The 23,181-nt window shown below is 73.2% G+C and carries 19 protein-coding genes and 3 pseudogenes; 11 read left to right on the top strand and 11 right to left on the bottom strand.

Annotated features, from left to right (window positions below):
* Positions 1-504: 504 nt before the first annotated feature.
* The 3 genes and pseudogenes from KBZ10_RS14905 to KBZ10_RS14895 all read right to left on the bottom strand — a co-directional run bounded on the left by KBZ10_RS14905 (position 505) and on the right by KBZ10_RS14895 (position 2,389).
* Entirely contained in the window at positions 505-726 is a 222-nt protein-coding gene (locus KBZ10_RS14905; RefSeq protein ID WP_210988115.1) for a hypothetical protein, read from the bottom strand.
* Positions 727-872: 146 nt separating this feature from the next.
* Positions 873-1,280 (bottom strand): annotated as a pseudogene (locus tag KBZ10_RS30570) (SSI family serine proteinase inhibitor); the annotation flags it as partial.
* 92 nt (positions 1,281-1,372) lie between these two features.
* Positions 1,373-2,389: a LacI family DNA-binding transcriptional regulator gene (locus tag KBZ10_RS14895; RefSeq protein WP_210988114.1), complete on the bottom strand. Its 1,017-nt coding sequence runs from the start codon at positions 2,387-2,389 to the stop codon at positions 1,373-1,375.
* Positions 2,390-2,678: 289 nt separating this feature from the next.
* Here KBZ10_RS14895 and KBZ10_RS14890 point away from each other — a divergent pair, with 289 nt between their 5' ends.
* From KBZ10_RS14890 to KBZ10_RS14875, 4 genes and pseudogenes are all read left to right on the top strand, one after another.
* Positions 2,679-3,983, top strand: a complete 1,305-nt coding sequence (locus KBZ10_RS14890) for an ABC transporter substrate-binding protein (RefSeq protein ID WP_210988113.1) — start codon at positions 2,679-2,681, stop codon at positions 3,981-3,983.
* A gap of 89 nt (positions 3,984-4,072) precedes the next feature.
* A pseudogene (locus KBZ10_RS14885) lies at positions 4,073-5,071 on the top strand (carbohydrate ABC transporter permease); the annotation flags it as partial.
* Positions 5,072-5,195: 124 nt separating this feature from the next.
* Complete coding sequence (locus KBZ10_RS14880; protein ID WP_210988111.1) at positions 5,196-6,119, top strand: carbohydrate ABC transporter permease; 924 nt, start codon at positions 5,196-5,198, stop codon at positions 6,117-6,119.
* Positions 6,120-6,231: 112 nt separating this feature from the next.
* Entirely contained in the window at positions 6,232-7,692 is a 1,461-nt protein-coding gene (locus tag KBZ10_RS14875; protein WP_210988110.1) for a GH1 family beta-glucosidase, read from the top strand.
* Positions 7,693-7,811: 119 nt separating this feature from the next.
* On the opposite strand, the gene KBZ10_RS14870 is transcribed toward KBZ10_RS14875, so the two are convergent.
* The 3 genes from KBZ10_RS14870 to KBZ10_RS14860 form a co-directional block, all read right to left on the bottom strand.
* Complete coding sequence (locus tag KBZ10_RS14870) at positions 7,812-8,375, bottom strand: rhodanese-like domain-containing protein (RefSeq protein WP_210988109.1); 564 nt, start codon at positions 8,373-8,375, stop codon at positions 7,812-7,814.
* 409 nt (positions 8,376-8,784) lie between these two features.
* Positions 8,785-9,147, bottom strand: a complete 363-nt coding sequence (locus KBZ10_RS14865) for a rhodanese-like domain-containing protein (protein WP_210988108.1) — start codon at positions 9,145-9,147, stop codon at positions 8,785-8,787.
* 133 nt (positions 9,148-9,280) lie between these two features.
* Positions 9,281-10,639 (bottom strand): MBL fold metallo-hydrolase, encoded by a 1,359-nt coding sequence (locus KBZ10_RS14860; protein WP_210988107.1) that lies wholly within the window; start codon positions 10,637-10,639, stop codon positions 9,281-9,283.
* A 420-nt stretch (positions 10,640-11,059) separates the two neighbouring features.
* Between KBZ10_RS14860 and KBZ10_RS14855 the strand changes: the two genes are divergently transcribed.
* Positions 11,060-11,326: a metal-sensitive transcriptional regulator gene (locus KBZ10_RS14855; protein WP_210988106.1), complete on the top strand. Its 267-nt coding sequence runs from the start codon at positions 11,060-11,062 to the stop codon at positions 11,324-11,326.
* 57 nt (positions 11,327-11,383) lie between these two features.
* Here KBZ10_RS14855 and KBZ10_RS14850 read toward each other — a convergent pair.
* Positions 11,384-11,740 (bottom strand): annotated as a pseudogene (locus tag KBZ10_RS14850) (DUF302 domain-containing protein); the annotation flags it as partial.
* Between the two features lie 128 nt (positions 11,741-11,868).
* Positions 11,869-12,351, bottom strand: a complete 483-nt coding sequence (locus KBZ10_RS14845; protein ID WP_210988105.1) for a hypothetical protein — start codon at positions 12,349-12,351, stop codon at positions 11,869-11,871.
* A 249-nt stretch (positions 12,352-12,600) separates the two neighbouring features.
* Here KBZ10_RS14845 and KBZ10_RS14840 point away from each other — a divergent pair, with 249 nt between their 5' ends.
* Positions 12,601-13,521 (top strand): universal stress protein, encoded by a 921-nt coding sequence (locus KBZ10_RS14840; RefSeq protein ID WP_210988104.1) that lies wholly within the window; start codon positions 12,601-12,603, stop codon positions 13,519-13,521.
* A gap of 178 nt (positions 13,522-13,699) precedes the next feature.
* Here the strand turns inward: KBZ10_RS14840 and KBZ10_RS14835 are convergent, their stop codons facing one another.
* Positions 13,700-14,575, bottom strand: coding sequence for a hypothetical protein (locus KBZ10_RS14835; protein ID WP_247702402.1), 876 nt, complete (start codon positions 14,573-14,575; stop codon positions 13,700-13,702).
* A gap of 257 nt (positions 14,576-14,832) precedes the next feature.
* Here KBZ10_RS14835 and KBZ10_RS14830 point away from each other — a divergent pair, with 257 nt between their 5' ends.
* Positions 14,833-15,339 (top strand): general stress protein, encoded by a 507-nt coding sequence (locus KBZ10_RS14830; RefSeq protein ID WP_210988103.1) that lies wholly within the window; start codon positions 14,833-14,835, stop codon positions 15,337-15,339.
* A 126-nt stretch (positions 15,340-15,465) separates the two neighbouring features.
* On the opposite strand, the gene KBZ10_RS14825 is transcribed toward KBZ10_RS14830, so the two are convergent.
* Positions 15,466-15,936 carry a hypothetical protein gene (locus tag KBZ10_RS14825; protein ID WP_210988102.1) on the bottom strand — a complete coding sequence of 157 codons (471 nt, stop codon included), beginning with the start codon at positions 15,934-15,936 and terminating at the stop codon, positions 15,466-15,468.
* A gap of 332 nt (positions 15,937-16,268) precedes the next feature.
* On the opposite strand from KBZ10_RS14825, the gene KBZ10_RS14820 reads away from it, so the two are divergent.
* The 3 genes from KBZ10_RS14820 (at position 16,269) to KBZ10_RS14810 (ending at position 19,621) form a co-directional block, all read left to right on the top strand.
* Entirely contained in the window at positions 16,269-17,096 is an 828-nt protein-coding gene (locus KBZ10_RS14820; RefSeq protein ID WP_210988101.1) for a Tat pathway signal sequence domain protein, read from the top strand.
* Between the two features lie 88 nt (positions 17,097-17,184).
* Positions 17,185-18,477: a copper amine oxidase gene (locus KBZ10_RS14815; protein WP_210988100.1), complete on the top strand. Its 1,293-nt coding sequence runs from the start codon at positions 17,185-17,187 to the stop codon at positions 18,475-18,477.
* A gap of 289 nt (positions 18,478-18,766) precedes the next feature.
* Positions 18,767-19,621, top strand: coding sequence for an SAM-dependent methyltransferase (locus tag KBZ10_RS14810; protein WP_210988099.1), 855 nt, complete (start codon positions 18,767-18,769; stop codon positions 19,619-19,621).
* A 272-nt stretch (positions 19,622-19,893) separates the two neighbouring features.
* On the opposite strand, the gene KBZ10_RS14805 is transcribed toward KBZ10_RS14810, so the two are convergent.
* Positions 19,894-21,414, bottom strand: coding sequence for a carboxylesterase/lipase family protein (locus KBZ10_RS14805; protein ID WP_307847436.1), 1,521 nt, complete (start codon positions 21,412-21,414; stop codon positions 19,894-19,896).
* A gap of 994 nt (positions 21,415-22,408) precedes the next feature.
* On the opposite strand from KBZ10_RS14805, the gene KBZ10_RS14800 reads away from it, so the two are divergent.
* Complete coding sequence (locus KBZ10_RS14800; protein WP_210988097.1) at positions 22,409-23,101, top strand: glycoside hydrolase family 11 protein; 693 nt, start codon at positions 22,409-22,411, stop codon at positions 23,099-23,101.
* The last annotated feature ends 80 nt before the right edge of the window (positions 23,102-23,181 follow it).

Below are 23,181 nucleotides of genomic sequence, written 5' to 3'. Positions count from 1 at the left end.
GGGTTCCTTTCGGCGGGCCGTCCGTCCTGTCCGTGGACATCAGCCTGCCACCGGCCACCGACAGCCGCCCGGCGGCCGTCCCCCGGCCGGCTCCGGCGGGGAACGGCGTGCGCCCGGGCGGGGCGCCGCGCGCCTACCGGCCCGCGGCGTCCTCGACGTCGTCCTCCGCTCCGCGGATCGTCTCGTCGAAGACGGGGGTCAGGAAGGGGTTCGTGGCCGGGGGCCCGGGGGCCTCCGGCGTGGTGGTCCGCTCCGCTTCGACGGCGGAGAAGAGCGAGGTCGTGTGGTGGATGGGAGGTCTCCGGTTCAGGGGAAGGACGGCCGGATCGGCCGGACGGCGCCTCTCGGGCGCCGGTGGGGGACGGCTGCCCGGTCCCGGGCGCCGCCGTCCGGGACCGCCGGTACGGGGCCCGGGGCGGGGCCCGGGCCGTGCCGACGGCCCCGCGAGGTGGCCGGCGCGCCCGCCGAGCCGGCCCGCGGCCGGGACGACGGGCGGCCGGCGCCTCAGAGCTTGGTCATCTTGCTGAAGGGACTCTTGACGCGTGCGCGAAGGCCGCCGAAGTCCACCAGGACCGCGGTTTCGTCCTCGACGCCGATGACCCGGCCGAGGCCGTGCTCGTCGTGAGTGACCCGGTTTCCGACCGCGAACTGCTCGGGCGGCGGCACGACCGGGGTGTTGAAGGGGCTGGAGGGCAGGTGGCGCCGGTATCCGGCTGACTTTGACATTGCCCCCAGTATGCGCCGTCGGGGCCCCGGGCGGGAGGTGCGCGGCCCAGGACCGTGCGCTCACGGTGCGGCCGGGGCGCGGTCAGAAGCGGAAGACGCCCGCGGTGGCGGCGGCCGCGCAGCCGCGGTTGGAGCTCCTCGAAGGTGACCCGGCGGGCGCCCCAGTGGCCGTCGGCGTGGACGGTCACCGGCGCCCAGAGTCCCGGGCAGCCACCGGAGCCGGGTTCGATCCGCTCGACGTACCCGCCCGCCGCGGCCGGCACCGCGCACGCTTCCTTGGGATCGGGGTGCGTGCCGCCGGGCGGGTCGCACTCCGGGGTGACGGTGCTGCGCGGGTCCGTCCCGGACGGCTGGTCCGGGACGATCGTGAGGGTCGGCGAGGACCCCGCCGCGGCGGCCGGTGAGGCGGCCGCGGCCGGGCCCGCCGGGAGGACCGGCAGGGTGAGGGCGAGGGCCGCGCTGACGACCCGCGGCCAAGCCGGAGACGCGCTTTCTCCGCATGTGTGCTCCTCCTTGGCGCGACGTGCCGGGACGTGACGCGGCGAGGCCGGCAACGCGGGCGAGGGGAGGACATGCCTCCGGCGGGACGGACCGGGCGGACGGCGGCGAGCCCCCCGGTCCGGGCCGCCCGGGGCGGCACGCGGGATCAGCTGGAGTCGCGGACGACGAGCGACGTGGGCAGGACGAGGGAGTGCTCCGCGCTCCCCGGCTCCTCGATCTCCTTGAGCAGCAACTCCGTTATCCTGCGGCCCAGTTCCTCCACGGGCTGGCGGACCGTGGTCAGCGGCGGGTCGGTGTGGCGGGCGATGATCGAGTCGTCGAAGCCGACCACCGCCACGTCCTGCGGGACCCGCCGTCCCTGCTTGCGCAGTTCGGCCAGGGCGCCGGCCGCCATCACGTCCGAGGCGGCGAAGACCGCGTCCAGGCCGGGGTGTCTCTCCAGCAGGGCGCGGACCGCGGCGCGGCCGCCCTCCTCGGTGAAGTCGGCGTGCTCGGCCATGCTCTCGTCGGGCTCCAGGCCGCCGCGCCGCAATTCGTCGCGCCAGCCCTGCAGCCGGCTGTGGCCGACGTCCATGTCGAGGGGGCCGCTGATGGTGGCGATCCTGGTGCGTCCCCGCTCCAGCAGATGGCGCACCGCCTCGGCGGCACCGCCGAGGTTGTCGGAGTGGACGTGCGGCAGGGCCTCGTCCGGCGACCGGCGGCCGGCGAGGACGGTCGGCAGGCCCATCTCCTCCAGCAGGCCGGGCAGCGGGTCGTCGCGGTGGACGGAGACGAGCAGCACCCCGTCCACGCGCCGGGCGGCCAGGAAGCGGGTGAACTGGTCCAGTTCCCGCTGGTCGCGGACCAGAATGAGAAGCAACTGGATCTGGCTCTCGGCGAGTCCGGTGCTCACGCCGCGGATGACGGCGGAGAAGTACGGTTCGGAGCCGAGGCGGCTCTCGGACTCGGGGATCACCAGGGCGATGGAGTCGGCCCGGCTGGTGACGAGGCTCCGGGCCACCGAGTTGGGGACGTAGTTGAGTTCGCTGATCGCGGCCTCGACGGCGGCCTTGGCCGCGTCACTGACCAGGGGCGAACCGTTGAGGACGCGGGAGACCGTGGTGCGGCCGACACCGGCTCGCGCGGCCACGGTTTTAATAGTTGGCCGTTGACTGGCGCCCATGGGCTCCCGTCTCTCCTCTCCTGCACGGCGCCGCGTACGGCGCCTAGCAGCGCATTGTGCCAGACGGCGGACCGCCCGCCGCCCGGCCGCCGGGGACTCGGACACGTTCTCGTAACGGAGACGACTTCTCTTCTTGACGCCATCCGCTTTCGGTCACACAGTCATCAGCAACCCCGGTGGGATCGTTCCCACCCGGCGATGGGAACGATCCCACCCTAGCCCAGCGCGCGGTGGGACAGCCTCACAGAGCCAGGCCCCGGCGCTCCGGCGCCACCACGAGGAGGACGTCATGGGCAGTGTCCGCAAGGCAGTTGGTACAAGAGTCGTAGCCGCCGTATCGGCCGCCCTCTCCCTCGCGCTCGTCGCGGGCTGCGGGGGCGGGGACGGCGAAAGCGGGAAGACGGCCGACGGCAAGACGAAGATCACTATGGGGCTGTTCGGCGTCATGGGCTTCAAGGAGACCGAACTCCTGAAGCGCTACATGAAGGAGAACCCGGGCATCGTCGTCGAGGCCGACGTGGCCGGCGACGAGCAGACGTACTACACGGCCCTGCAGACCCGTCTCGCGGCCGGGAGCGGGCTGAAGGACATCCAGGGCATAGAGATCGGCCGGGCCAAGGAACTCGTCGACACCCAGGCCGACAAGTTCGCGGACCTGTCGGACGTGCAGGGCATCGACCACTTCCTCCCCTGGAAGCTCAGCCAGGTCACCACCCCCAAGGACAAGATCATCGGCCTGGGCACGGACATCGGCCCGATGGCCGTCTGCTACCGCCGGGACCTCTTCGAGAAGGCCGGGCTGCCGGGCGACCGCGAGGAGGTGTCCAAGCTCTGGGAGAAGGACTGGTCCGAGTACGTCGAAACCGGCAAGAAGTTCAAGAAGGGCCTCAAGGGTGACAAGGCCGCCTATCTGGACAGCGCCTCGGGCCTCTTCAACGCCATGATCTACGGCAACTCGGAGCAGTTCTACGACAAGAACGGCGAGCTGATCCACCAGACGAACCCCGCCGTCCAGGAGGCATGGGAGCTGGCCTCCGAGACCGCGACGGCCGGACTCACCGCCAAGCTGCGGCAGTTCCAGCCCGGCTGGGACCCGGGCCTGGCGAACAGCACCTTCGCCACCACCGTCTGCCCGGCCTGGATGCTCGCCCATATCAGCGAGAAGGCCGGCCCGGAGAACAAGGGCAAGTGGGACGTGGCCAGGGCGCCGAAGGGCGCCAACTGGGGCGGCTCCTTCCTCGGCGTCATGGAGAAGAGCCCGGTGAAGGAGGAGGCCAAGAAGCTGGTCGCCTGGCTGACCGCGCCGGAGCAGCAGGCGTACCTCTTCCAGGAGCTGGGCAACTTCCCGTCCTCCGAGGAGGCGCTGCAGGACCCGGCGGTCTCCGGGGCGAAGTCGGAGTACTTCAACGACGCGCCGATCGGTGAGATCTTCGGCGCCGCCGCCAAGGACATCCCCGAGGAGCAGGTCCTGGGCCGCAAGGACGGCACCATCAAGGACATCTTCTCCCAGGGCCTCCAGCTGATCGAGCAGGGCAAGAGCCCCGCGGAGGCGCGGAAGACCACCAACGAGCGCGTCGAGAAGGCCGTCGGCTGACCCTCCCGCGACGCCCGGTGGCCGCCCGCCCGCGGCGGCGGCCACCGGGTCCGCCCGCCCCGCCCACGACGTGACGGAAGGAAGCCTCCGTGGCCACCTCCACCTCGGTACCCCCGGCCGACGGGCCGCAGGACGCCCCGGCCGGCGCCCCCGGAGGGCCCGGCTCCGGCGCCGCCTCCGGAGAGACCCGGCAGCGCCGGCGCACCCTCTTCCACCGGCTGGACGTACGGGCGGCGCCGTACACGTTCATCGCCCCGTTCTTCGTGATCTTCGCCGCCTTCAGCTTCTACCCGCTGCTCTACACGTCCTGGATCTCCCTCCACGACGTGGAACTCGCCACCATGGACGTGATGGTGTGGCAGGGGCTGCAGAACTACACGGAGCTCCTGCGGGACGAGCGGTTCTGGAACGCGGTCGCCAACACCGTCACCATCGGCGTGATCTCGGCGGTCCCGCAACTGCTGATGGCCCTGGGCCTGGCCCACCTGCTGAACTACCGGATGCGCGGCTCGGCCTTCTTCCGTGTCGCGGCCCTCACCCCGTACGCGACCTCCGTCGGCGCCGCCGCGCTCGTCTTCACCATGCTCTTCGAGCGCGACTTCGGCATGATCAACTGGTTTCTGAGCCTCTTCGGCTTCGACAACGTCGACTGGGAGAGCCAGAAGTGGCCCGCCCAGTTCGCCATCTCCTCCATCGTCATCTGGCGGTGGACCGGCTACAACGCCCTGCTGTACCTGGCCGCGATGCAGGCCATCCCCAAGGACCGGTACGAGGCCGCGGCCATCGACGGCGCCTCGCGCTGGCAGCAGTTCCGCACGGTGACCATCCCCGGCATCCGGCCGACGATCGTCTTCACCATCGTGCTGTCCACCATCGGTTCCACCCAGCTCTTCGGCGAACCGCTGATCTTCGGCCAGGGCCCGAACGGCATCACGGGCGGCGTGAACAACCAGTACCAGACCCTCGGACTGCTGCTGTACGAGGAGGGCTGGAAGAACTACCAGATGGGGCGGGCGGCCACGGTCGCCTGGACCATGTTCCTGCTGCTCATCCTGGTCTTCGCGGCGCAGCGCCTGGTCAAGCGCCTGATGGCGGCCCGGCGGGCTCCGGCCCGGCCCTCGCCGGCCCCGCCTGCTTCCTCCTCCCCCTCCCCGTCCTCGTCGTCCTTGTCCTCGTCCTCGTCCTCGTCCTGACCAGGGAGCGGTAACCGCCATGACCACCGAAACCGTCCCCGGCCGGGCCGAGTCCCGCAGGACCCGGCCGGATTCCGCGCCGTTCCCGGCCCGCAACCGGCTGCGGCTGCGCCCCCGGGCGGGCCGCCAGCACCACGCGGGCCCGGTCGCCTACGCCCTGCTGATCCTGGCCGCCCTGCTCTCCGTCTTCCCGCTGTACTGGACGATGGTGGCGGCCTCGACGGACAACACCCGGGTCAGCCAGACCCCGCCGCCCTTCCTGCCGGGCCCGAACCTCTTCACGAACCTGGCGGCGGCCTGGGAGGACGCCGCGATGGGGCAGGCCCTGGTCAACAGCACCATCGTGGCCGGGACGATCGCCCTGTCCACGGTGCTCTTCGCCACCCTGGCCGGGTTCGCCTTCGCCAAGCTGCGCTTCAGGGGCCGCACCGTCCTGATGACGCTCGTCATCGGCACGATGATGGTCCCGCCCCAACTGGGTGTCGTCCCGCTGTTCATGATGATGAGCGAGCTGGGCTGGGGGCAGAAGCTGCCCGCCGTCATCTTCCCGACGCTGGTCAGCGCGGTCGGGGTGTTCTTCATGCGGCAGTACCTCGCCGAGGCGCTGCCGGACGAGCTCATCGAGGCCGGCCGGGTCGACGGCGCGCACTCGCTGCGGATCTTCTGGAGCATCGTGCTGCCGGTGGCCCGTCCGGCGATGGCCGTCATCTTCATGATCACGTTCGTGCACGCCTGGAACGACTTCTTCTGGCCGTTCATCGCCCTGGACATGAGCAACCCCACGATCCCGGTCGCCCTGACCCAGCTCAGTGCGGGCTATGTACGGGACCAGTCGGTCATCATGGCCGGCGCGCTGCTCGGCACCCTGCCGCTGCTGCTCATGTTCGTCGTCTTCGGCCGCCAGATCGTCGGCGGGATCATGCAGGGCGCGGTCAAGGGCTGACGGCCGCCGCCGCTCCCCCTTCCTCCCCCGCCGCCCGCCCGGTCCCGACCGGGCGGCCCCTCGTCTTCCTCCCCCTCCCCCTCCGTACCACCGCACCGTGGAAGGACCCCTCGTGTCCTCAGCACCCCGTACCGCCGCCTCCGCCGCGGAGTCCGCCGGCGGCCGCGTCTTCCCGCCCGGCTTCCTCTGGGGCACGGCGACCGCCGCCTACCAGATCGAGGGCGCCGCCGACCTGGACGGCCGCACCCCCTCCATCTGGGACACCTTCTCCCGTACACCCGGAAAGGTCCGCAACGGCGACACCGGTGACATCGCCACCGGGCACTACCACCGCTGGCGCGAGGACGTCGCGCTCATGGCGGGTCTCGGAGTGGGCGCCTACCGGTTCTCCGTCTCCTGGCCGCGGGTCCAGCCCACCGGGCGCGGCCCGGCCCTGCAGAAGGGCCTGGACTTCTACCGCCGGCTCGCCGACGAGCTGCTGGAGAAGGGCATCCAGCCGGTCGCCACCCTGTACCACTGGGATCTCCCGCAGGAGTTGGAGGACGCGGGCGGCTGGCCGCAGCGGGAGACCTCCCACCGCTTCGCCGAGTACGCCGCTCTGGCCGCCGAGGCGCTCGGCGACCGGGTGCGCACCTGGACCACGCTCAACGAGCCCTGGTGCAGCGCCTTCCTGGGCTACGGCTCCGGGGTGCACGCCCCGGGCCGCACCGACCAGGTGGCGGCGCTGCGCGCGGCACACCACCTCAACCTCGGCCACGGGCTGGCCGTCCAGGCGCTGCGCGCCGGGACGCCCGCCGGCACGAAGGTCTCCGTCACCCTCAATCTGCACCAGGTGCGGCCGCTGACGGACAGCGCCGCGGACGCGGACGCCGTCCGCCGGATCGACGGCGTCGCCAACCGGGTGTTCACCGGCCCCGTGCTGAACGGCGCGTACCCGGCCGACACCCTGGCCGACACCGCTCATCTCACGGACTGGTCCTTCGTCCGGGACGGCGACACGGCCGAGATCCGGCAGCCGCTGGACTTCCTGGGCGTCAACTACTACACGCCCACCCTTGTTTCGGCCTCCGACGGGGCCGGGGCCCACCGCTCGGACGGGCACGGCGACAGCCCGCACAGCCCCTGGCCCGGCGGCGACCGGGTGGCCTTCCATCTGCCGCCGGGCGACACCACCGCCATGGGCTGGGCCGTCGACCCGAGCGGGCTGTACGACCTGCTGCTCCGGGTCCGGGACGACGCCCCCGGGCTGCCGTTGGTGATCACGGAGAACGGCGCTGCCTTCGACGACTACGCGGGCCCGGACGGCGAGGTGCGCGACCCGGGCCGGATCGCGTATCTGCACGGCCATCTCGACGCCGTGCACCGGGCGATCGAGGCCGGCGTGGACGTCCGCGGCTACTTCCTCTGGTCACTGCTCGACAACTTCGAGTGGGGCTACGGCTACAGCAAGCGGTTCGGCGCGGTGTACGTGGACTACCCGACCGGCACGCGCACACCGAAGTCCAGTGCCCGCTGGTACGCCGGGGTGGCGCGGGGCAACACCCTGCCGCCGGCCCCGGACGGGCAGGGCTGACGGACCACCGGGGCCGGCCGGGGTCACGGGGCCGGGCCGGTCCCGGACGCGGCGCCGCCCCGCGCCCCGCCCGCCCTCCGGCGGTGGGTGCGCGCCCGGGGCGGCGCCGTCCCGCGCCGTCAGCCGCGGAGCTCCGCCAGCGTGGAGTCCAGGTCCGCGCCGCCGCGGGGCCGGTTGTGGGGCAGCTTGCTCAGCATGACCGCCATGCCGCAGGTGTTGGTGAGGGCGGAGAACACCAGCCCGCCGGCGATGAAGGCCGAGAGCCACAGCGCCATGGGGAAGAAGAGGCCGAGGACGAGGCCCAGCAGCACGAGGGAGCCGGCGGTCAGCCGGACCTGCCGGTCCATCGCCCAGGTCCGGCGGCCCTCCTCGGGCTGGTTCAGCGGATGCCCGTGCTCCGCCCAGGCGTTGGTACCGCCGAGGAGGGTGGCGGCGGGGACGCCGGCGGCGGTGAGCTCCTCGCACGCCTTCTGCGAGCGGGAGCCGGAGGCGCAGACCACGGCGAGCTCGCCGCGCTCGGCGGCGGCCCGCAGGTCGGGGAGGGCGCGCTGGAGCTGGTCGAGCGGGATGTTGAGGGCGCCGGGGATGTGGCCGGCGGCGTACTCGCCGGGACTGCGCACGTCTATGACGGTGAGGTGGTCCAGGCGGGGGTGCAGCTGCTGCGGGGTCAGAGCCGAGTTCATGGGTTCCGGGTCCTTACTCGTAACGCGTGCGGGTCAAGGGCCTGCTGGGGGTGCCTGCCGGTCCGGCCGTGAGCGGCCGTCCGGCACCGCCGGTCGGGGGCCGGGCAGGGCACGTACCCGGTCGGCCAGGGTACGGCTTGGGCGCGCGGCGGTCTCCCGGCCGTCCGGAGGACGGCACGGGGAGGGACCGGCGGGCCCACACCATACCCGCAGGGGCATCATCGTGTGTCCCGTACGCCTGTCCTGCCCTCCGGCTCCCCTCCGGCTCCTCTCCGTTTCCCGCACGGGCGCGCCGCGTCGCCCGCGTGCCCAAGCCGTACGGCCGCGCCGTCCCGCACCGCTTCCCGGCAGCGCGATCGCCCCGGCCGGGCGGCCGGGGCGATCTTTACGGGGCGGGCAGGAGGGCCGGTCAGACGACCTGGCCCGGGGCTCCTCCGGTGGTGCGGACCGGCAGTCCCGCCTGCTCCCAGGCGCGCATGCCGCCCGCGACGTTGACGGTGGCGATGCCCCGCCCGTTCAGGATTTCGGTCGCCTGGCGGGAGCGGTTGCCCGAGCGGCAGAGGGCCAGGACCGGGCGGCCCTTCGCCTCGGCCGGGAGGTCCGCCCCGGCCGCCAGCGCGCTCAGCGGCAGGAAGACGGCGTCGGGGGCGTGCCCGGCGGCGAACTCGGCGGTCTCCCGGACGTCGAGCAGCACGGCGCTGCTCTTGCGGGCGCGCTCGTCGGCCTCGGCCACGGTGATCTCGGGGGTACGGGGGCGGTGCGGAAGGCTCATGGGAATCTCCGGATGACTACGCGGGCGGCGGAAACAACACAACAGAACAACATGTGGGGGCAAAGGGGTGAGGTGGTGGCCCGCGGCCGGGTCCTCGGCCGGTCGCGGGCCACCGGTCGGTGGGGAGGAGGGGTCAGCCGTTCTCGACCAGGCCCTCTTCCCGCGCGTTGTCGAAGCCGTCGTCCACGGCCACGACCTCGCGGCCCATGGCGTCCAGCATCGACGCCGCGATCCCCGCGCGCATACCGCCGGCGCAGTGCACCCACACCGTGCCCTCCGGGATCTCCCCGAGCCGGCCGTGCAGCTCGTGGATGGGGATGTGCACGGAGCCGCGGACGCGGGCGCCCGCGCGCTCGGAGTCGCGCCGGACGTCCAGGACGACCGGTTCCGTGCCGCGCCCGATCTCCTTGGCGAGCGTGGCGAAGTCGGAGCGGCGGTAGGAGCGCAGCGCCTCCGGGCTCTCCGCCCACTCCTCGGGGGTGCCGGTGGCGGCGGCCGCCGGGCGGTCGATGCCGACCCGGACCAGCTCGCGCTGGGCGGCGGTGATCTGCTCCGGCGTCTCGGCGAGCAGGGTCACCGGCTTGCCCCACGGGATCATCCAGGCCAGGTAGGTGGCCAGCTGGCCTTCGAGCTCGAAGTTGAACGCGCCGGCGACGTGGCCCTCGGCGAAGGCGACGCGGTTGCGCAGGTCCACGACCCACTCACCGGCGGCCAGCCGTGCCGCGATCTCGGCGGCGTCGGCCCGGCGGGGCTCGGTCAGGTCGATCGGGCCGGGGCCCTCGGCGTTGGCCGGGCCCATGTGCGTGTAGTAGGCGGGGACGGCGTCCAGGCCGGCGAGCATGTCGGCGACGAAGGTGTCGACGTCCTTGGTCAGGGCGTCGTTGCCGGTCTTCTCGCGGCCGATGGTGGTGGACTCGCCCTCGGCCTGCGAGGAGGAGCAGAAGCTGCCGAACCCGTGGGTGGGCAGGACCTTCACCTCGTCGGGCAGCTCCGCCAGCCGGTGCGCGGAGGCGTGCTGCGCGCGGGCCAGTTCCTCGGTCAGCCGGGGCTCGACGAGGTCGGGGCGGCCGACGGTGCCGATCAGCAGGGAGCCGCCGGTGAACGCGGCCACCGGCACTCCGCCGTCCTCCAGGACGTAGGAGGTGTGGTGCGGGGTGTGGCCGGGGGTGGCGACCGCCCGTACGGCGACGCCCTCCTCCAGCTCCGCGGTGTCGCCGTCGGCGACGGGGACGCGGGAGAACGAGACGTTCGCGCCGGCGGGCACCAGGTAGCGGGCTCCGGTGAGCCGGGCCAGCTGCAGGCCGCCGGTCACGTAGTCGTTGTGGATGTGGGTCTCCACGACGTGGGTGATGCGCACTCCGCGGCGGGTGGCCGCGGCGAGAACCTGGTCGATGTCGCGGGGCGGGTCCACGGCCACCGCGGCGGTCCGCCCGCCGGCCAGGTAGCTGCGGTTACCCAGTCCTTCCAGGGCCAGAGTCTCGACGAAGTACATGCGCTCCTCCTGTTGCCTCAACTGTGGGGGCATTGCATACCTGGGGGGGTATGTCTGGGCAACACCCTATACCCCGGCCCGTATTTCCCGGGACGCGGACGGACCCCGCCGGAGGCCCCCGGCCGGGGTGGGCGGCGGCCCGCCGCCCCGCGACACCGGGGGCGGGCCCCGGACCCTCGCACACCCTCGGCACCGCGCGCGGGGGTCCGGGGAATGTTCCGGCACCACAGCGCGTTCCCCATACCCAATGGGGTATGCGGGGCGGCCACGGTACGCCATCGGGACCGGCGGCGGAAAGCCCGCCCGGCCCTCTCCCCTCCCCCGCCCCGCCCGGGTGCCGCCGTCCGGCAACCGGACAGCAGGCCCGGGCGCACTACCTGCCCGGGTACCATGAACGACCGGTATGAAGGAGGCGTCCGAATGCAGGTGGACGAGGAAGCTGTCGGCGCGGTGCTCAACCGTCTGCGCCGGGCCCAGGGACAGCTGGCGGGCGTGATCGCCATGATCGAGGCCGGGCGTGACTGCAAGGATGTCGTGACCCAGCTCGCCGCCGTGTCCCGCGCGCTGGACCGGGCCGGATTCAAGATCGTGGCCAGCGGCATGCGGCAGTGCATGGCGACGGCCGACGAGGACGCGCCCCCGATGAGCGAGCAGGAACTGGAGAAGCTCTTCCTCGCTCTGGCCTGACCCGCCACGGCGGGCGGCGTACGGGGGCGGCGTACGGGCCTCGCGCACACAGCGGAACCGGCCGGCCTCCTCCGCCACCGGCTCCATCCCCGCCTTGCCCGGCACGGTGACCATGACGGCCGGGTCCAGGGCCTGGACGAGGGTCCTCCCGTCCTCCGCGGCACGTACCACGACGTTGCAGGGCAGCAGCAGGCCGATCTCCCGCTCGATGCCCAGGGCCCGGTGGGCGAGGTGCGGATTGCAGGCGCCCAGGATGACGTAGTCCTCGATGTCCTCGCCGATCTTGTTCTTCAGCGTCGCGCGGACGTCGATCTCGGTGAGCGTGCCGAACCCCTGCTCGGCGAAGGCCTCCTTCACCCGGGGAACGGCCTCGTCGTAGGGGAGGTCAAGGGTGACGGTGCGGGCGTACTCCATGCTCTTCTCCTCGGTCGTGCGATGTTCGGGGGACGGTCAGAGGCCTTCCCGGTACCCGGGCGGGCATACCCCGGCCCGCGTCCCGGACGTCACGGCGGTCCGCCCCCGGCGCACGACGGCGGGGGACCTCAGGTGCGGCCCTCCCGCTCCTGGACCTCCTCCAGCACCGGCTGCGCCGCCATCCAGCGGGCCCGTACCACCCGGAAGCCGTCCCGCTCATAGGCGTCGCAGACCTGCGGGTCGTCGTCGACCACGAACGCCACCGCGCGGCGCGCGGCCAGCCGCCGCAGCAGTTCCGGTTTGGTGACCCGGGCGGGGCGGCGGTCGCGCGGGCCGCGCATCCGCAGTTCGCCCAGCGGCAGCCCGTGCCGCGCCAGCCAGTCCAGGGTGTCGGCCCGGCAGCTCTCCGGACGCCCGGTGACGTACACCACCTCGCACTCCTCCGCACTCGCCAGCGCCATCCCGACGCCCTGCGGCAGCGGCCGGTCCTCACCGGCGGCGGCGAAGAAGGCGTCCCAGTCCCGGGGGCGGCCCTCGACGTGGTGGAGCCGGTGCCGGACATCGGCGAGGGTGCCGTCCAGGTCGAACACGGCCAGGGGGCGCTGGACCATCGGTCATCTCCCGCGGGACGGGGAACAGGGCCCGGCCATGATCGCACCACCGGAGCGGGGAACGGCCCGGAAGCCTCCCGGACCGCCGCCCGGGAGGGCGGTCCGGGAGGGCGGTCCGGGAGGGCGGTCCGGGAGGGCGGTCCGGGAGGGCGGTCCGGCGTTTACGGGACCGGGGCCGGGATACCGGTACGGGGTCCGTCCGCCGGGCCGCGGCGCACGGCCGTGCCGCCCGTTCGCGAAGGAGCCGCCATGGTGGAGCAGGATCCGACGCCCGGGAGCGGCGGACCGGGCCCGGTCCTCGTCGGCGTCGACGACGCGCACGACCAGCAGATCGTGGTGCGGCACGCGGCCGCCGAGGCCGTGCGCCGGGGCCTGCCCCTGCACATCCTGCACGCCCTGGAGTGGCCGCTGCCGGCCGGCGCGAGCGAGGTCTACCGGGAGGTCTCCGCCCCGCAGGCGCAGGCCGCGGCGGTGCTGGCGCCGTTCACCGCGCAGGCGCACACGGAGCACCCGGGGCTGAACGTGGTGGCGGAGCCGTACGCCGGGCGCCCGGCCGCGGCCCTCGTCGAGCGCTCCGCGCGGGTGTCGCTGGTGGTCGTCGGGCACCGGGGCACGGGTGGCTTCCCCCGGCTGCCGCTGGGATCGGTGAGCTGGCAGGTCGCGACGCACGCGGAGTGCCCGGTGATCGTCGTGCGGCCGGGCCGGACCACGGCCCACCCCGCGCACCGGGTGGTCGTCGGCGTGGACACCGGCGACCTGCCGGCCGAGCCGCTGCGGTTCGCCTTCGAGGAGGCCGCGCTGCGGGAGGCGGAGCTGACCCTGCTGACGGCGGGCTCCCGGACGCGGCCGGCCGCCGTGGAGCCCGCCGGACCGGCCGTGCCGGACCGGGGGGCCGACGCCCGGACGGAGAACGCCCCGGAGGACCTGGAGGACCTGGCCACGGCATGGCGGCACGAATACCCCAACGTCGCGGTCACCACGCGCCATGTCGCCGGCCGGCCCGCCACCGCGCTGACGGAGGCCTCCCACGGGGCGGAACTGGTCGTCGTCGGCTCCCACGGCCGCACCGGGGTGCGGCGGGCCCTGCTGGGGTCGGTGAGTGCGGAGGTGCTGCACACCGCCGCCTGCCCGGTGGCCGTCGTACCGGTCCGGGCCGCGGGCGGAGGCTGACCGGCGGGCGGGGCGTGGCCGGGGCCGTGACGGCCGGGCCGGCACCGGCGGCGGGAGAACGGCCGGACGCCCCCGGCGCGGCTCGTACGGCTCGTAGGCTCGTACGGCTCGTACGGCTCGTACGGCTCGTACGGCTCGTACGCTCCGGACCGGCGGCGGGAAGGGGCCCGCGTCGCGGCTACGCGGCGGGCCCGCCCGGGCCGGCGGGCCGCGCCGGCTCCTCCGGGCCCTCGGCGGCCAGCCGGCGCAGTGAACTCGTGAGCGCGGCGACGAAGCGCTCCCGGGTGTCCTCGTCGACGACATCCAGGGAGAGATACGGGTTGAGGTCCTCCAGTTCGACGAGGAGCAGTCCCCCGTCCGCGGTGCGGCAGGCGTCGACCCGCTGGACGCCGTGGTCCGCGGGGTTCCACTCCACGAAGCGGCGGGCGAACTCCAGGTCCTCCGGGCTCGCCTCGTAGCGTTCCAGCCGCCAGCGCTCCCCCGGGTCGGGCGCGTACAGGGCGTACTGGAAGACGCGGTCGACGAAATAGAAGGACACCTCGTAGCGGAAGCGGATCCGCGGCTGCACCAGGACGTCCCCGAACCGGATCCCGTCCAGCCGCTCCGGGGGGAGGAAGACGAGGCCGTGCGAGTCGGCTCCCCGCAGTGGCTTGACGGCGTACTCCTCCGCCTCCGGCAGCGCGGCCAGGTCCTCACGGCGGGCGGCGGTCGGGATCACCGGGTATCCGGCGGCGCTCAGCTCCGCCAGGTATCCCTTGCCCGCCATGTCGCCCCGGCCGGTCAGCGGCGGCTGGACACGCACGCCCCCGGCGAGGGCCCGGTCGCGGAAGGCGTCGAAGGCGGCCTGGTAGTGGGTGACGGGTCCGCTGTTGCGGATGAGCACGGCGTCGAAGGCAGCCATGAGATCCGCCGCGTCGAGCGGGTGGCACAGGGCGACGGTGAAGTCCTCGCGGAGCCGGGCGGAGAGGGCGAGGTCCTCGTCGCCGTAGCGGCGGCCGCGCGCGGGGTAGGCGGGGTCGGTGACATAGAGCAGGCGCGGGCGGTCGGACGGCATGGCGGGGCGGCTCTCCTGTGGTGCGGGTGCCGGCCAACATACCTCCGCGGTGCCCCGCGCGCCGGGCCGGGCCCCCGCGGCCGCACCGCGGCGCCCACGCCGCGTGCCGTCCCGCCATCCGGGCGCCCGGCGTCGGGGGCCCGGAACGCCCCGGGCCCGGGACCGGAGGCGGCGCACACCGGCCGGGCAGGTGCGTAGTCCCCCGTCCTCCGGGCACCCGGAGCATGTCATCACTTCTGTACCGAAAGGGGGTCGTGATGTCCGAGACCGGTACGCGGCCGCTGGACCAGATCAGCGCCGCGTGGAACACGGTGGCGAGCTACGACGCCTACGAGGAGGCCCAGGCCGCGGTCGACCGGCTCTCCGACGAGAGGTTCCCCGTCGAGCACATCGACATCGTCGGCTCGGGGCTGCGCCTGGTCGAGCACGTCACCGGCCGTCTCACCAAGGGACGCGCGGCGGCCGCGGGAGCGGCGGGCGGCGCCTGGTTCGGCCTGCTCATCGGGCTGCTCGTGGGGCTCTTCACCACCGGGCCGGTGTGGCTCGGGCTGATCCTGGGCGGTGTCCTCATCGGCGCGGCCTGGGGTGCCGTCTTCGGTTTCGTCGGGCACGCCGCGACGGGCGGACGCCGCGACTTCGCGTCCACCCAGCGGCTGGTGGCCTCCCGCTACGACGTCGTCGTGCGGGGCGGCAAGGCCGACGAGGCCCGGACCATCCTCCAGGAGGCGGGGCTGACCGGCGCCGGACACACCGTCGTCCGCTGACCTCCGCCCCTCCGCCGACCGCTTCGCGTTCCCCCGCCGCCGGCTCCTGGCGGCGGGGGAACGGCTCTCGCCGCGGCCTTCCCCGGAGTGCGGCCCCGGTCCACGCACACCGTCCCCCGGGGGCTCTCAGCGGCCGGGATCCAGCGCCTCCAGGGCCGCGGTGGTGACGTATCCGTAGGCGAGGTGCGGGATGAGATCGCTCACCCAGTCCGGCGCCGGCCACGAGCGGGGATCAGAGGTCACACCGAGCCGGGCCATCGGCAGGTCGGTGGCCGCCATCGCCAGCACCGCGGCGACGGCCCCGCCCAGCCACAACGGGGGCCGCAGCCCGGCCCGGCGCAGCGCGCCGAGCGCGGCACCGGTGCCGATGCCGACCGCGATTCCCGAGAGGGCGCCCAGCCCGGAGAGCCGGTGTTCCCGATCCTCTCCCTCACCGGGAACCGGACGGCCGGTCCTCTTCGCGAGTTCGTCGACGCCGCGTTCCGGCACGGTGCTGCCGGGGCGGGCCCGCAGGGCCATGTCCCCGTAGGTGGCGGCGTTCAGGGCGGTGGTTCCGGCGGCGCCCGCCAGGGCGCCTCTCAGCAGTCCGCTCGTCATGGCGCTGCGGGTGTCCCCGGCGGGCGGCGGCAAACCGCCCCGTCACCGGCCGGCGTCGGCGCGCCCGCCCGGCGCGGCAGGGCGCGCCGCCTCCGGAAGCCCGACCCGTGGTGCGCCCGGACCCGCCGCTCAGGGCCCCCGGCCCGGGCTCCGGCCGCCACTGCCGGTGCCGGTGCCGGTGCCGGTGCCGGTGCCGGTGCCGGTGCCGGTGCCGGTGCCGGTGAACTACGCGTCAGGGCAAGGAAACTGAACCTCCGTCGGGCGCACGGCGTCCTCCCCGTCGATCGCGCACCCGAGCGCGACGCGAAGACTGACGGGGATGGGGAGTACGCGTGGGGACGTTGATGCACCGCCCGGTGGGGAAGCTGTTGGCGGGTGCGGCCATCGCGGTGAGCGGTACGGCGATCGCGGTCGCCGTGACCCTGCCGGGCAGCGCGGGGGCCTCCGACGGCGAGAGGACCGCCGCCGGCGCGGAGGAGAGGCCCGGCGGGGAGAGCGGCGACCGGGCGGGGGACACGGCCGGCCGGCAGCCGGCGGGCGTGGCCGGGGAGGAGGCGCCCGCGGGCGCGCGGGGCGTGGGCCGGGACGGGCTGACGCCGGATGAGCTGAAGCGAGTGGAGCGCCTGGCCGTCACGCCGGGGCTCCGCTCGGGGAGTGAGGACGTGGAGGGCGGCCGGGGCCCGGAGATCCTCAGCACGGACCTCGCCGAGCTGAGGCCGTCGGAGGTGGACGACGCGGCCCCGCCGCGCCGCGCCGAGGTGTCGTTCTACGACTACAGGGACGACCGGCTCGTGCTGAGGACGGTCAACCTGTCGACGGGGAAGGTCGAGAAGACGGAGACCCGTGAGGGCGAGCAGCCGCCGCCCACCCGCGCGGAGGCGGCCGAGGCCGTCAGGCTGCTGCTGGGCGACCCGCTCGGCGCGGGGCTGAAGCAGGACTACAAGGCGGCCACCGGCAGGGCGCTCACCGAGCCGGAGCAGCTCTCCGCCACCGCGATGATCTACCGGGTGGACGAGGAGAACGCGGGTGCCGCCGGAGTGCGCGCCTGCGGGGAACACCGCTGCGTCCGGCTCTTCACGAAGGTCATGGGCGGTCCGTGGATCGACGTCCGGCATCTGGTGATCGACCTCAGCGCCGGCACCGTCAGCCGCCTCGGCTGACCGCCCTCCCGGCGGCTCACCCGCCGCACCGAACCCAACCCGCCGGGTGCCCGACCAGCCCCGGCATACCAGAAAGCAGTCATCACGCATGTCGACACGACGAACCCGGCCTGCCCGGAAGCGCGTCCGGGCGGCCCTCGCCCTGACGGCCCTCGTGGGCGGGGCCGCGGCCGCCGCCGGCCCGGTGGCGAACGCCGCCGGCACCGCCCCGCAGGCCCCCTCCGCGCCGCGGGCGGCGCCCTGCAGTGACGCCTACAGGGTCGAGAAGAAGCTCACGGGCGGCACCACCTGGCGGATGTGCTGGCACTACACCACCACGGCCGGACTGGTCCTGGACAAGATCACCTACCAGCCGAAGGGCGAGCCGCGGCCGATCCCCGTGCTCACCACGGCGAAGCTCGCCCAGATCCACGTCCCCTACGACGACGGCCGGGCCGAGTACGACGACCTGACCGGCTACTCCTTCGGCGCGGGCGTCGCGGATCTCGGCACCAAGGAGTGCCCGGGCGGCACCCTGAAGAAGGTCGGGCTGCCCGGCCAGCCCGCCGTCAACGGCGTGTGCGTCACCACCCGCGCCCGGGGCCACGCCTACCGGCTGGCGTCCGACGACGGCAGCAGCGTGTCCACGGCCCAGGGCACGGACCTGCTCGTCTACACCGTCAACAAGGTCGCCTACTACGAGTACATCACCGAGTGGCGCTTCTCCGACGACGGCACCATCTCCACCCGGGTCGGCGCGACCGGCGAGCTGTCCCCCGGCGACTACGACGCGGCGGACGGCTACGGCATGCCGCTCGGCAAGAACAACCGCGACCGGGCGCTGAGCCACAGCCACAACGTCTTCTGGCGGCTCAACTTCGGCCTCGACGGCTCCCCGAAGGCCAAGGTGGAGCAGTTCGACTCCACCACGACCCCGGTGACCGGCGAGACCCCGCGCACCAGGACCAAGCGCACCACGGTCACGAAGGAACGCGCGGGCAACGCGGCGTCCCAGCGCTGGTGGCGCGTCGTCAGTACCGCCGGGAAGAACAAGGACAACCACCCGCGCAGCTACGAGCTGGTGCTCGGCCACAGCAACAAGTACCCCGGGCGCGCATACACCAAGAAGGACGTCTTCTTTACGCAATACGACTCCTGCGAGCAGTTCGCCAGCCACAACCGGTCCTGTCCGGGCAGGAGCGTGGACAAGTGGGTCAACGGCGAGACCCTGAAGCACCCCATCACCTGGGTCAACGTCGGCTTCCACCACCACGCGCGGGACGAGGACCAGGCCCCGATGCCCGTCCACTGGCAGGGCTTCCAGATCGTGCCGCGTGACGTGACGGCGATGAGCCCGCTCACCCCGCCGGACTTCGCCGGCCACAACGGCGCCCCGCACTGACCCCCGGGGCCGCCGCGCCCCGGCCGGCGGCGTCCGGCCGCACCGGCCGCCCCGGACCCACCGGAAATCCCCCTTCCGGCGGGCCCGGGGCCCTCCCGCGCCCGTTCGCCCCGGCTCGTCCCGTCCGTCCTCGAACGTCCCCGCGCGTCCCGCCGGACAGCGGCTCCCCGGGTCTGGCCGGTCAACCCGGTTATCGGCCAAGGTGGTTGAGTGAACGGAAACGACGAGCCGCGGGTCCGGACGGGCTACGATTCCGAACACGATCGATCACCTGATTGAAGGGGCGCACATGGGCGGCAACATCCCACCCGGCGGACAGACCCGGCCCGAGGGCACGGGCCGTGACCTGGGACTGGACCGCCATCACAGCGCACGCATCTACGACTACTTCCTGGGCGGCAAGACCCACTACCCGCCGGACCGGGAGGTCGCCGAGAAGCTGCTCCAGGCGTTCCCCGGCTTCCGCACCGCGGCCCGGACCAACCGCTCCTTCATGCACCGCGCGGCCCGCTACCTCGCCGAACGCGGCATCCGTCAGTTCCTCGACATCGGCACCGGCATACCCACCAGCCCCAATCTGCACGAGGTCGTGCAGGCCGTGGCGCCGGAGTCCCGCGTCGTCTACGCCGACAACGACCCGATCGTGCTCACGCACGCCCGTGGCCTGCTCACCAGCACCCCCGAGGGCCGCACCGCCTATGTCGAGGCGGACATCACCGACCCGGGGTCGATCCTCGCGTCGGCCGAACTCCGCGAGACCCTGGACCTGGAGCAGCCGGTCGCGCTGAGCCTGGTCGGCCTCTTCCACTACATCACGGACGACCAGGACCCGCACGGCATCATCAAGCACCTGCTGGAGCCGCTGGTCCCCGGCTCGTATCTCGTCTTCTCCCAGTGCACACCGGACTTCGCACCGGAGGAGTGGGAGCAGGCCATCAACGTCTACAAGGCCGACGGCGGCAACGCCCAGGTGCGCAGCAAGGCGGAGGTGGAGCGGTTCTTCGCCGGGCTGGAGCTGGCGGAGCCGGGTCTGGAGGTGCCGCACCGCTGGCACCCGGACGAGGAGACGGAGGAGCTGGTCAGGCTGGGCGAGCTGACCGACGCCGCGGTCAGCCTCTGGGCCGGAGTGGCCGTCAAGCGCTAGCGGTTCGGGCCGGACTGACGGAGCGTCGTCCGGTGGTGCGGACGGGGTCCGCACCACCGGACCTGTGCGTGACCGGCCGCCTGCGGCCGCCTGCCGTCGCGGCGCACGACGACGGCGACCTCACCGCCGGCGGGCGCGGCCGCGCCCGCCGGCCTTCAGCTCCGTACGGCGACGGGCCCCCGGTGCCCGGGCCGGTTCCGAGCGGACCCGGCGGCCTTCGTACCGGAGGCCCGCCGGCGGCGAGGATCTCGTCCGGTCGCGGCTGCGGAACGCTAGAAGAAGATCCTCACCTGCCCGGAGTGGCGCAGGGGCAGCCAGAAGCGGCATTGGTGGTCGCGGGCGAAGGCGGTGGCTGAGATGGGCGCGATGTTCCCGGGCCTGAGTTCCTGCATGAGGTCGTATCGGGGCCACGGCGGGGCGCCCGGTGTGTTGGGATCACCGGTGGCGGCGAACCGGGTCCAGTAGGCGATCATCGTGTCCGACAGCGCTCGCTGATCTGCGGACGCCTGTTTCCACGCGTCCGCGGGCACCCGGAAGACGTAGGGAATCTCCGCGGCGTGCCCGGTGCCGGGCCCGGCGTCGGGGTCGTAGGCGACGGGGCTGGGATCGCTGAACTCGTAGGCGTACGTCGGCGTCCGCCGGGCAAGTGCCGTGTTCGCTTCATGGGCCGGACAGGCGAAGGCCGCGTCCGTCAGAGCGGCGCCCAGTGCCCGGAGCGTCCGCGGGCGAGGGTGGTCGGACAGTGGGTACCGGGCTTCGACCTGCGCGGCGACCTCGTGTCCGAAGTGCTTGACGATGAGACGCCGGTAGTTCTCGGGGGACAGTTCACCCTTGTTCTCCAGGGCGATGAAGTAGTTGCCCTCGTCGTGGTTCGTACCGTGGATGACCGGCACGCGGTTGTACCGGCCGGTGGAGAAGGCATGGAGCACGCTCGTCGGCAGGGCCTTTCCGCCGGTGGCGGGGTGCCAGCCGACGGGGGAGTAGAGGGCGTACGTTGCGCGGAGAATCCGCGCCACCGGCCGGCGCCGCAGGCAGTCCGCTGCCGTGTCCGGGTCGTGGCAGCCGAGCATGCGAGCGAGCCTGGTGCCGGTCTTCTTGGCCGTGTCCTGGTCCGGCTGGTCGATGTTGCAGTTGCTCTGCGCGATGGCGCGGTGGAACAGTCCTGCGGCGGTCGGCGACGCGACATGGTCGCAGACACTGATGCCGCCGGTCGACTCGCCGAAGAGGGTGACGTTGCGGGGATTGCCTCCGAAGGCCGTGATGTTGGCGCGTACCCAGCGCAGGGCCGCCTGTTGGTCCATCAGGCCGTACTGACCGGAAGCATGGTCGGGCGCTTCCTCCGACAGGGACGGCAACGCCAGGGAGCCCAGGGCGCCGAGCCGATAGTTGATCGTCACCACGATGGCCTTGCCCTTCCCGGCCAGTGCGCCGGCGTCGTAGTCCCCGCCCGAGCCCTGGAGGAAGTAGCCACCGTGGATCCACACCATCACCGGCAGATTCGCCGCGTGCGTGGCGGGCTTGTAGACGTTGAGGAACAGGCAGTCTTCCGTGGACGTATCAGGCGGGGCCAGCGGTGTCCGGGTCTGGGGGCACCGTGGGCCGGGTTCCGTGGCCTGCAGTGTGCCCGGCCATGGTGAAGCCGGCTGCGGAGGCCGCCATCGCAGCGGGCCGGTCGGCGGGGCCGCGTAGGGAATGCCGAGGAACTCGGCCACTCCGTGCCGCTGGATGCCCTGGAGACGCCCCTGCTCGACCGTCACCGTTGGCGGGCAGGCCACCGCGGTGGGCGTGAGCACAAGCGTGATGAGGAGAGCCGCGAGGGCCGCGAGTCCCGACCGCACCGCCATAGGGCGGCGGGGCCGGTGACTGCGCACGGGAGGGCATCCCCCCGGGCCGACGCGTCTCTCGGTGAGTCTCATGACGAGCAATCTCCCTTCCCAAGGTGGTCGGCCCCAGCCGAGGTGCCGTCCGCCGTGGACGTCATCACCGCGACCGTCCGTCATCCGTCCTGATCGACGTGCCCGCCCATGCGCGACCGGCCCCGCGCTGCTGATCGCCCACTGCGCGGGCCTGGTCGCCGACCGGGTACGGATGATCAACCGGCCGCGCGGCGTGCTCACCGGAATCCTCGCCGCCCTGGGGCCGGGCCCGGACGGCAGCGGTCTCCCTGAGGACTGGGACCAATAGAACTAAACGCAAATATCATCACGCGCCGTCAGATCCTTCACGTACCGCGCCGGGCGGCTCGACGGGTTGGTCCGGACGGGCAGAGCAGCGGCCGGCCGGGACCCGGGGTGCAGCGGCACCGGGTTCCCGCCGGGAAGCCGGCGTTGACCAGTGAGCCCCGCCCCTCCCGGTGGACACGTCCCGTGCGCACCCCACCCCGTCCGGAATGTTTCCGAAAATTTTCGATAAACGGACCCCAGGGTGCGCCCGATGACCCATAGTCAGATTCCTGGACTCCACCGTTCACCCGGATATCACGGCGTTGACCAGCTATGATGCCTTCCCGAGCCGGCCCCTTACCAGAGCAGCGTTTCCGCAATGCTTCCGGAAACTGTTGACAACCCGACAGGTCGGCCCAACACTATCGGCATCGACGGACCCCAACCCTGTCGACCGGCTCACCCGCGCGACCCCCGCCTCCGGTCCCCGGCCGCAGGACGACCGGTCGCGCCCGCGCGCACCGTCCGACCCCGGCGCGCGCGGCCGGCGCCACCCCGGCCGCCGACAGGCTCACCGGGCCGTATCACCTTGCCTGGCCTCCGCCAGCCCCCACCAGGAGGAATCATGCACAAGGACGACACCCCCGCCCGCAAGCTCAGCCGCAGGGGCTTCATCGGCGGCACCGGTGCCCTGGCGCTGGCCGGGTCCGGACTGCTGCTGCCCGGCACCGCCCACGCCCGCGCCAGCCAGACCATCACGACCAATCAGACCGGCAACCACAACGGGTACTACTACTCGTTCTGGACCGACGCCAACAACACGGTCTCCATGACCCTGGGCGGCGGCGGCAACTACAGCGTCCAGTGGCGCAACACCGGCAACTTCGTCTGCGGCAAGGGCTGGAGCAACGGCAGCCGCCGCACGGTGTCGTACTCGGGCAGCTTCAACCCCTCCGGCAACGGCTACCTGTGCCTGTACGGCTGGACCTCGAACCCCCTCGTCGAGTACTACATCGTCGACAACTGGGGTACCTACCGGCCCACCGGTGAGCACCGGGGCACCGTCAGCAGCGACGGCGGCACCTACGACATCTACAAGACGACCCGGTACAACGCCCCCTCCGTGGAGGGCACCAAGACCTTCGACCAGTACTGGAGCGTCCGGCAGCAGAAGAAGACCGGCGGCACCATCACCACCGGCAACCACTTCGACGCCTGGTCCCGCGCCGGGATGCAGCTGGGCAACTTCAGCTACTACATGATCATGGCGACCGAGGGCTACCAGAGCAGCGGCAACTCCAACATCACCGTGAACTGACCGCCGGGGCGGACCGACCCCGGACAGCATCCCGCGTACCGCACCCGTGGCGCGGCGGCCCCCCCCCCCCCCCCCCCCAG

The sequence above is a fragment of the Streptomyces sp. F63 genome, assembly GCF_018070345.1.
GTDB lineage: Bacteria > Actinomycetota > Actinomycetes > Streptomycetales > Streptomycetaceae > Streptomyces.
Note: the sequence above shows the minus strand (reverse complement) of the source record. Positions and strands in the feature narration are given on the sequence as shown.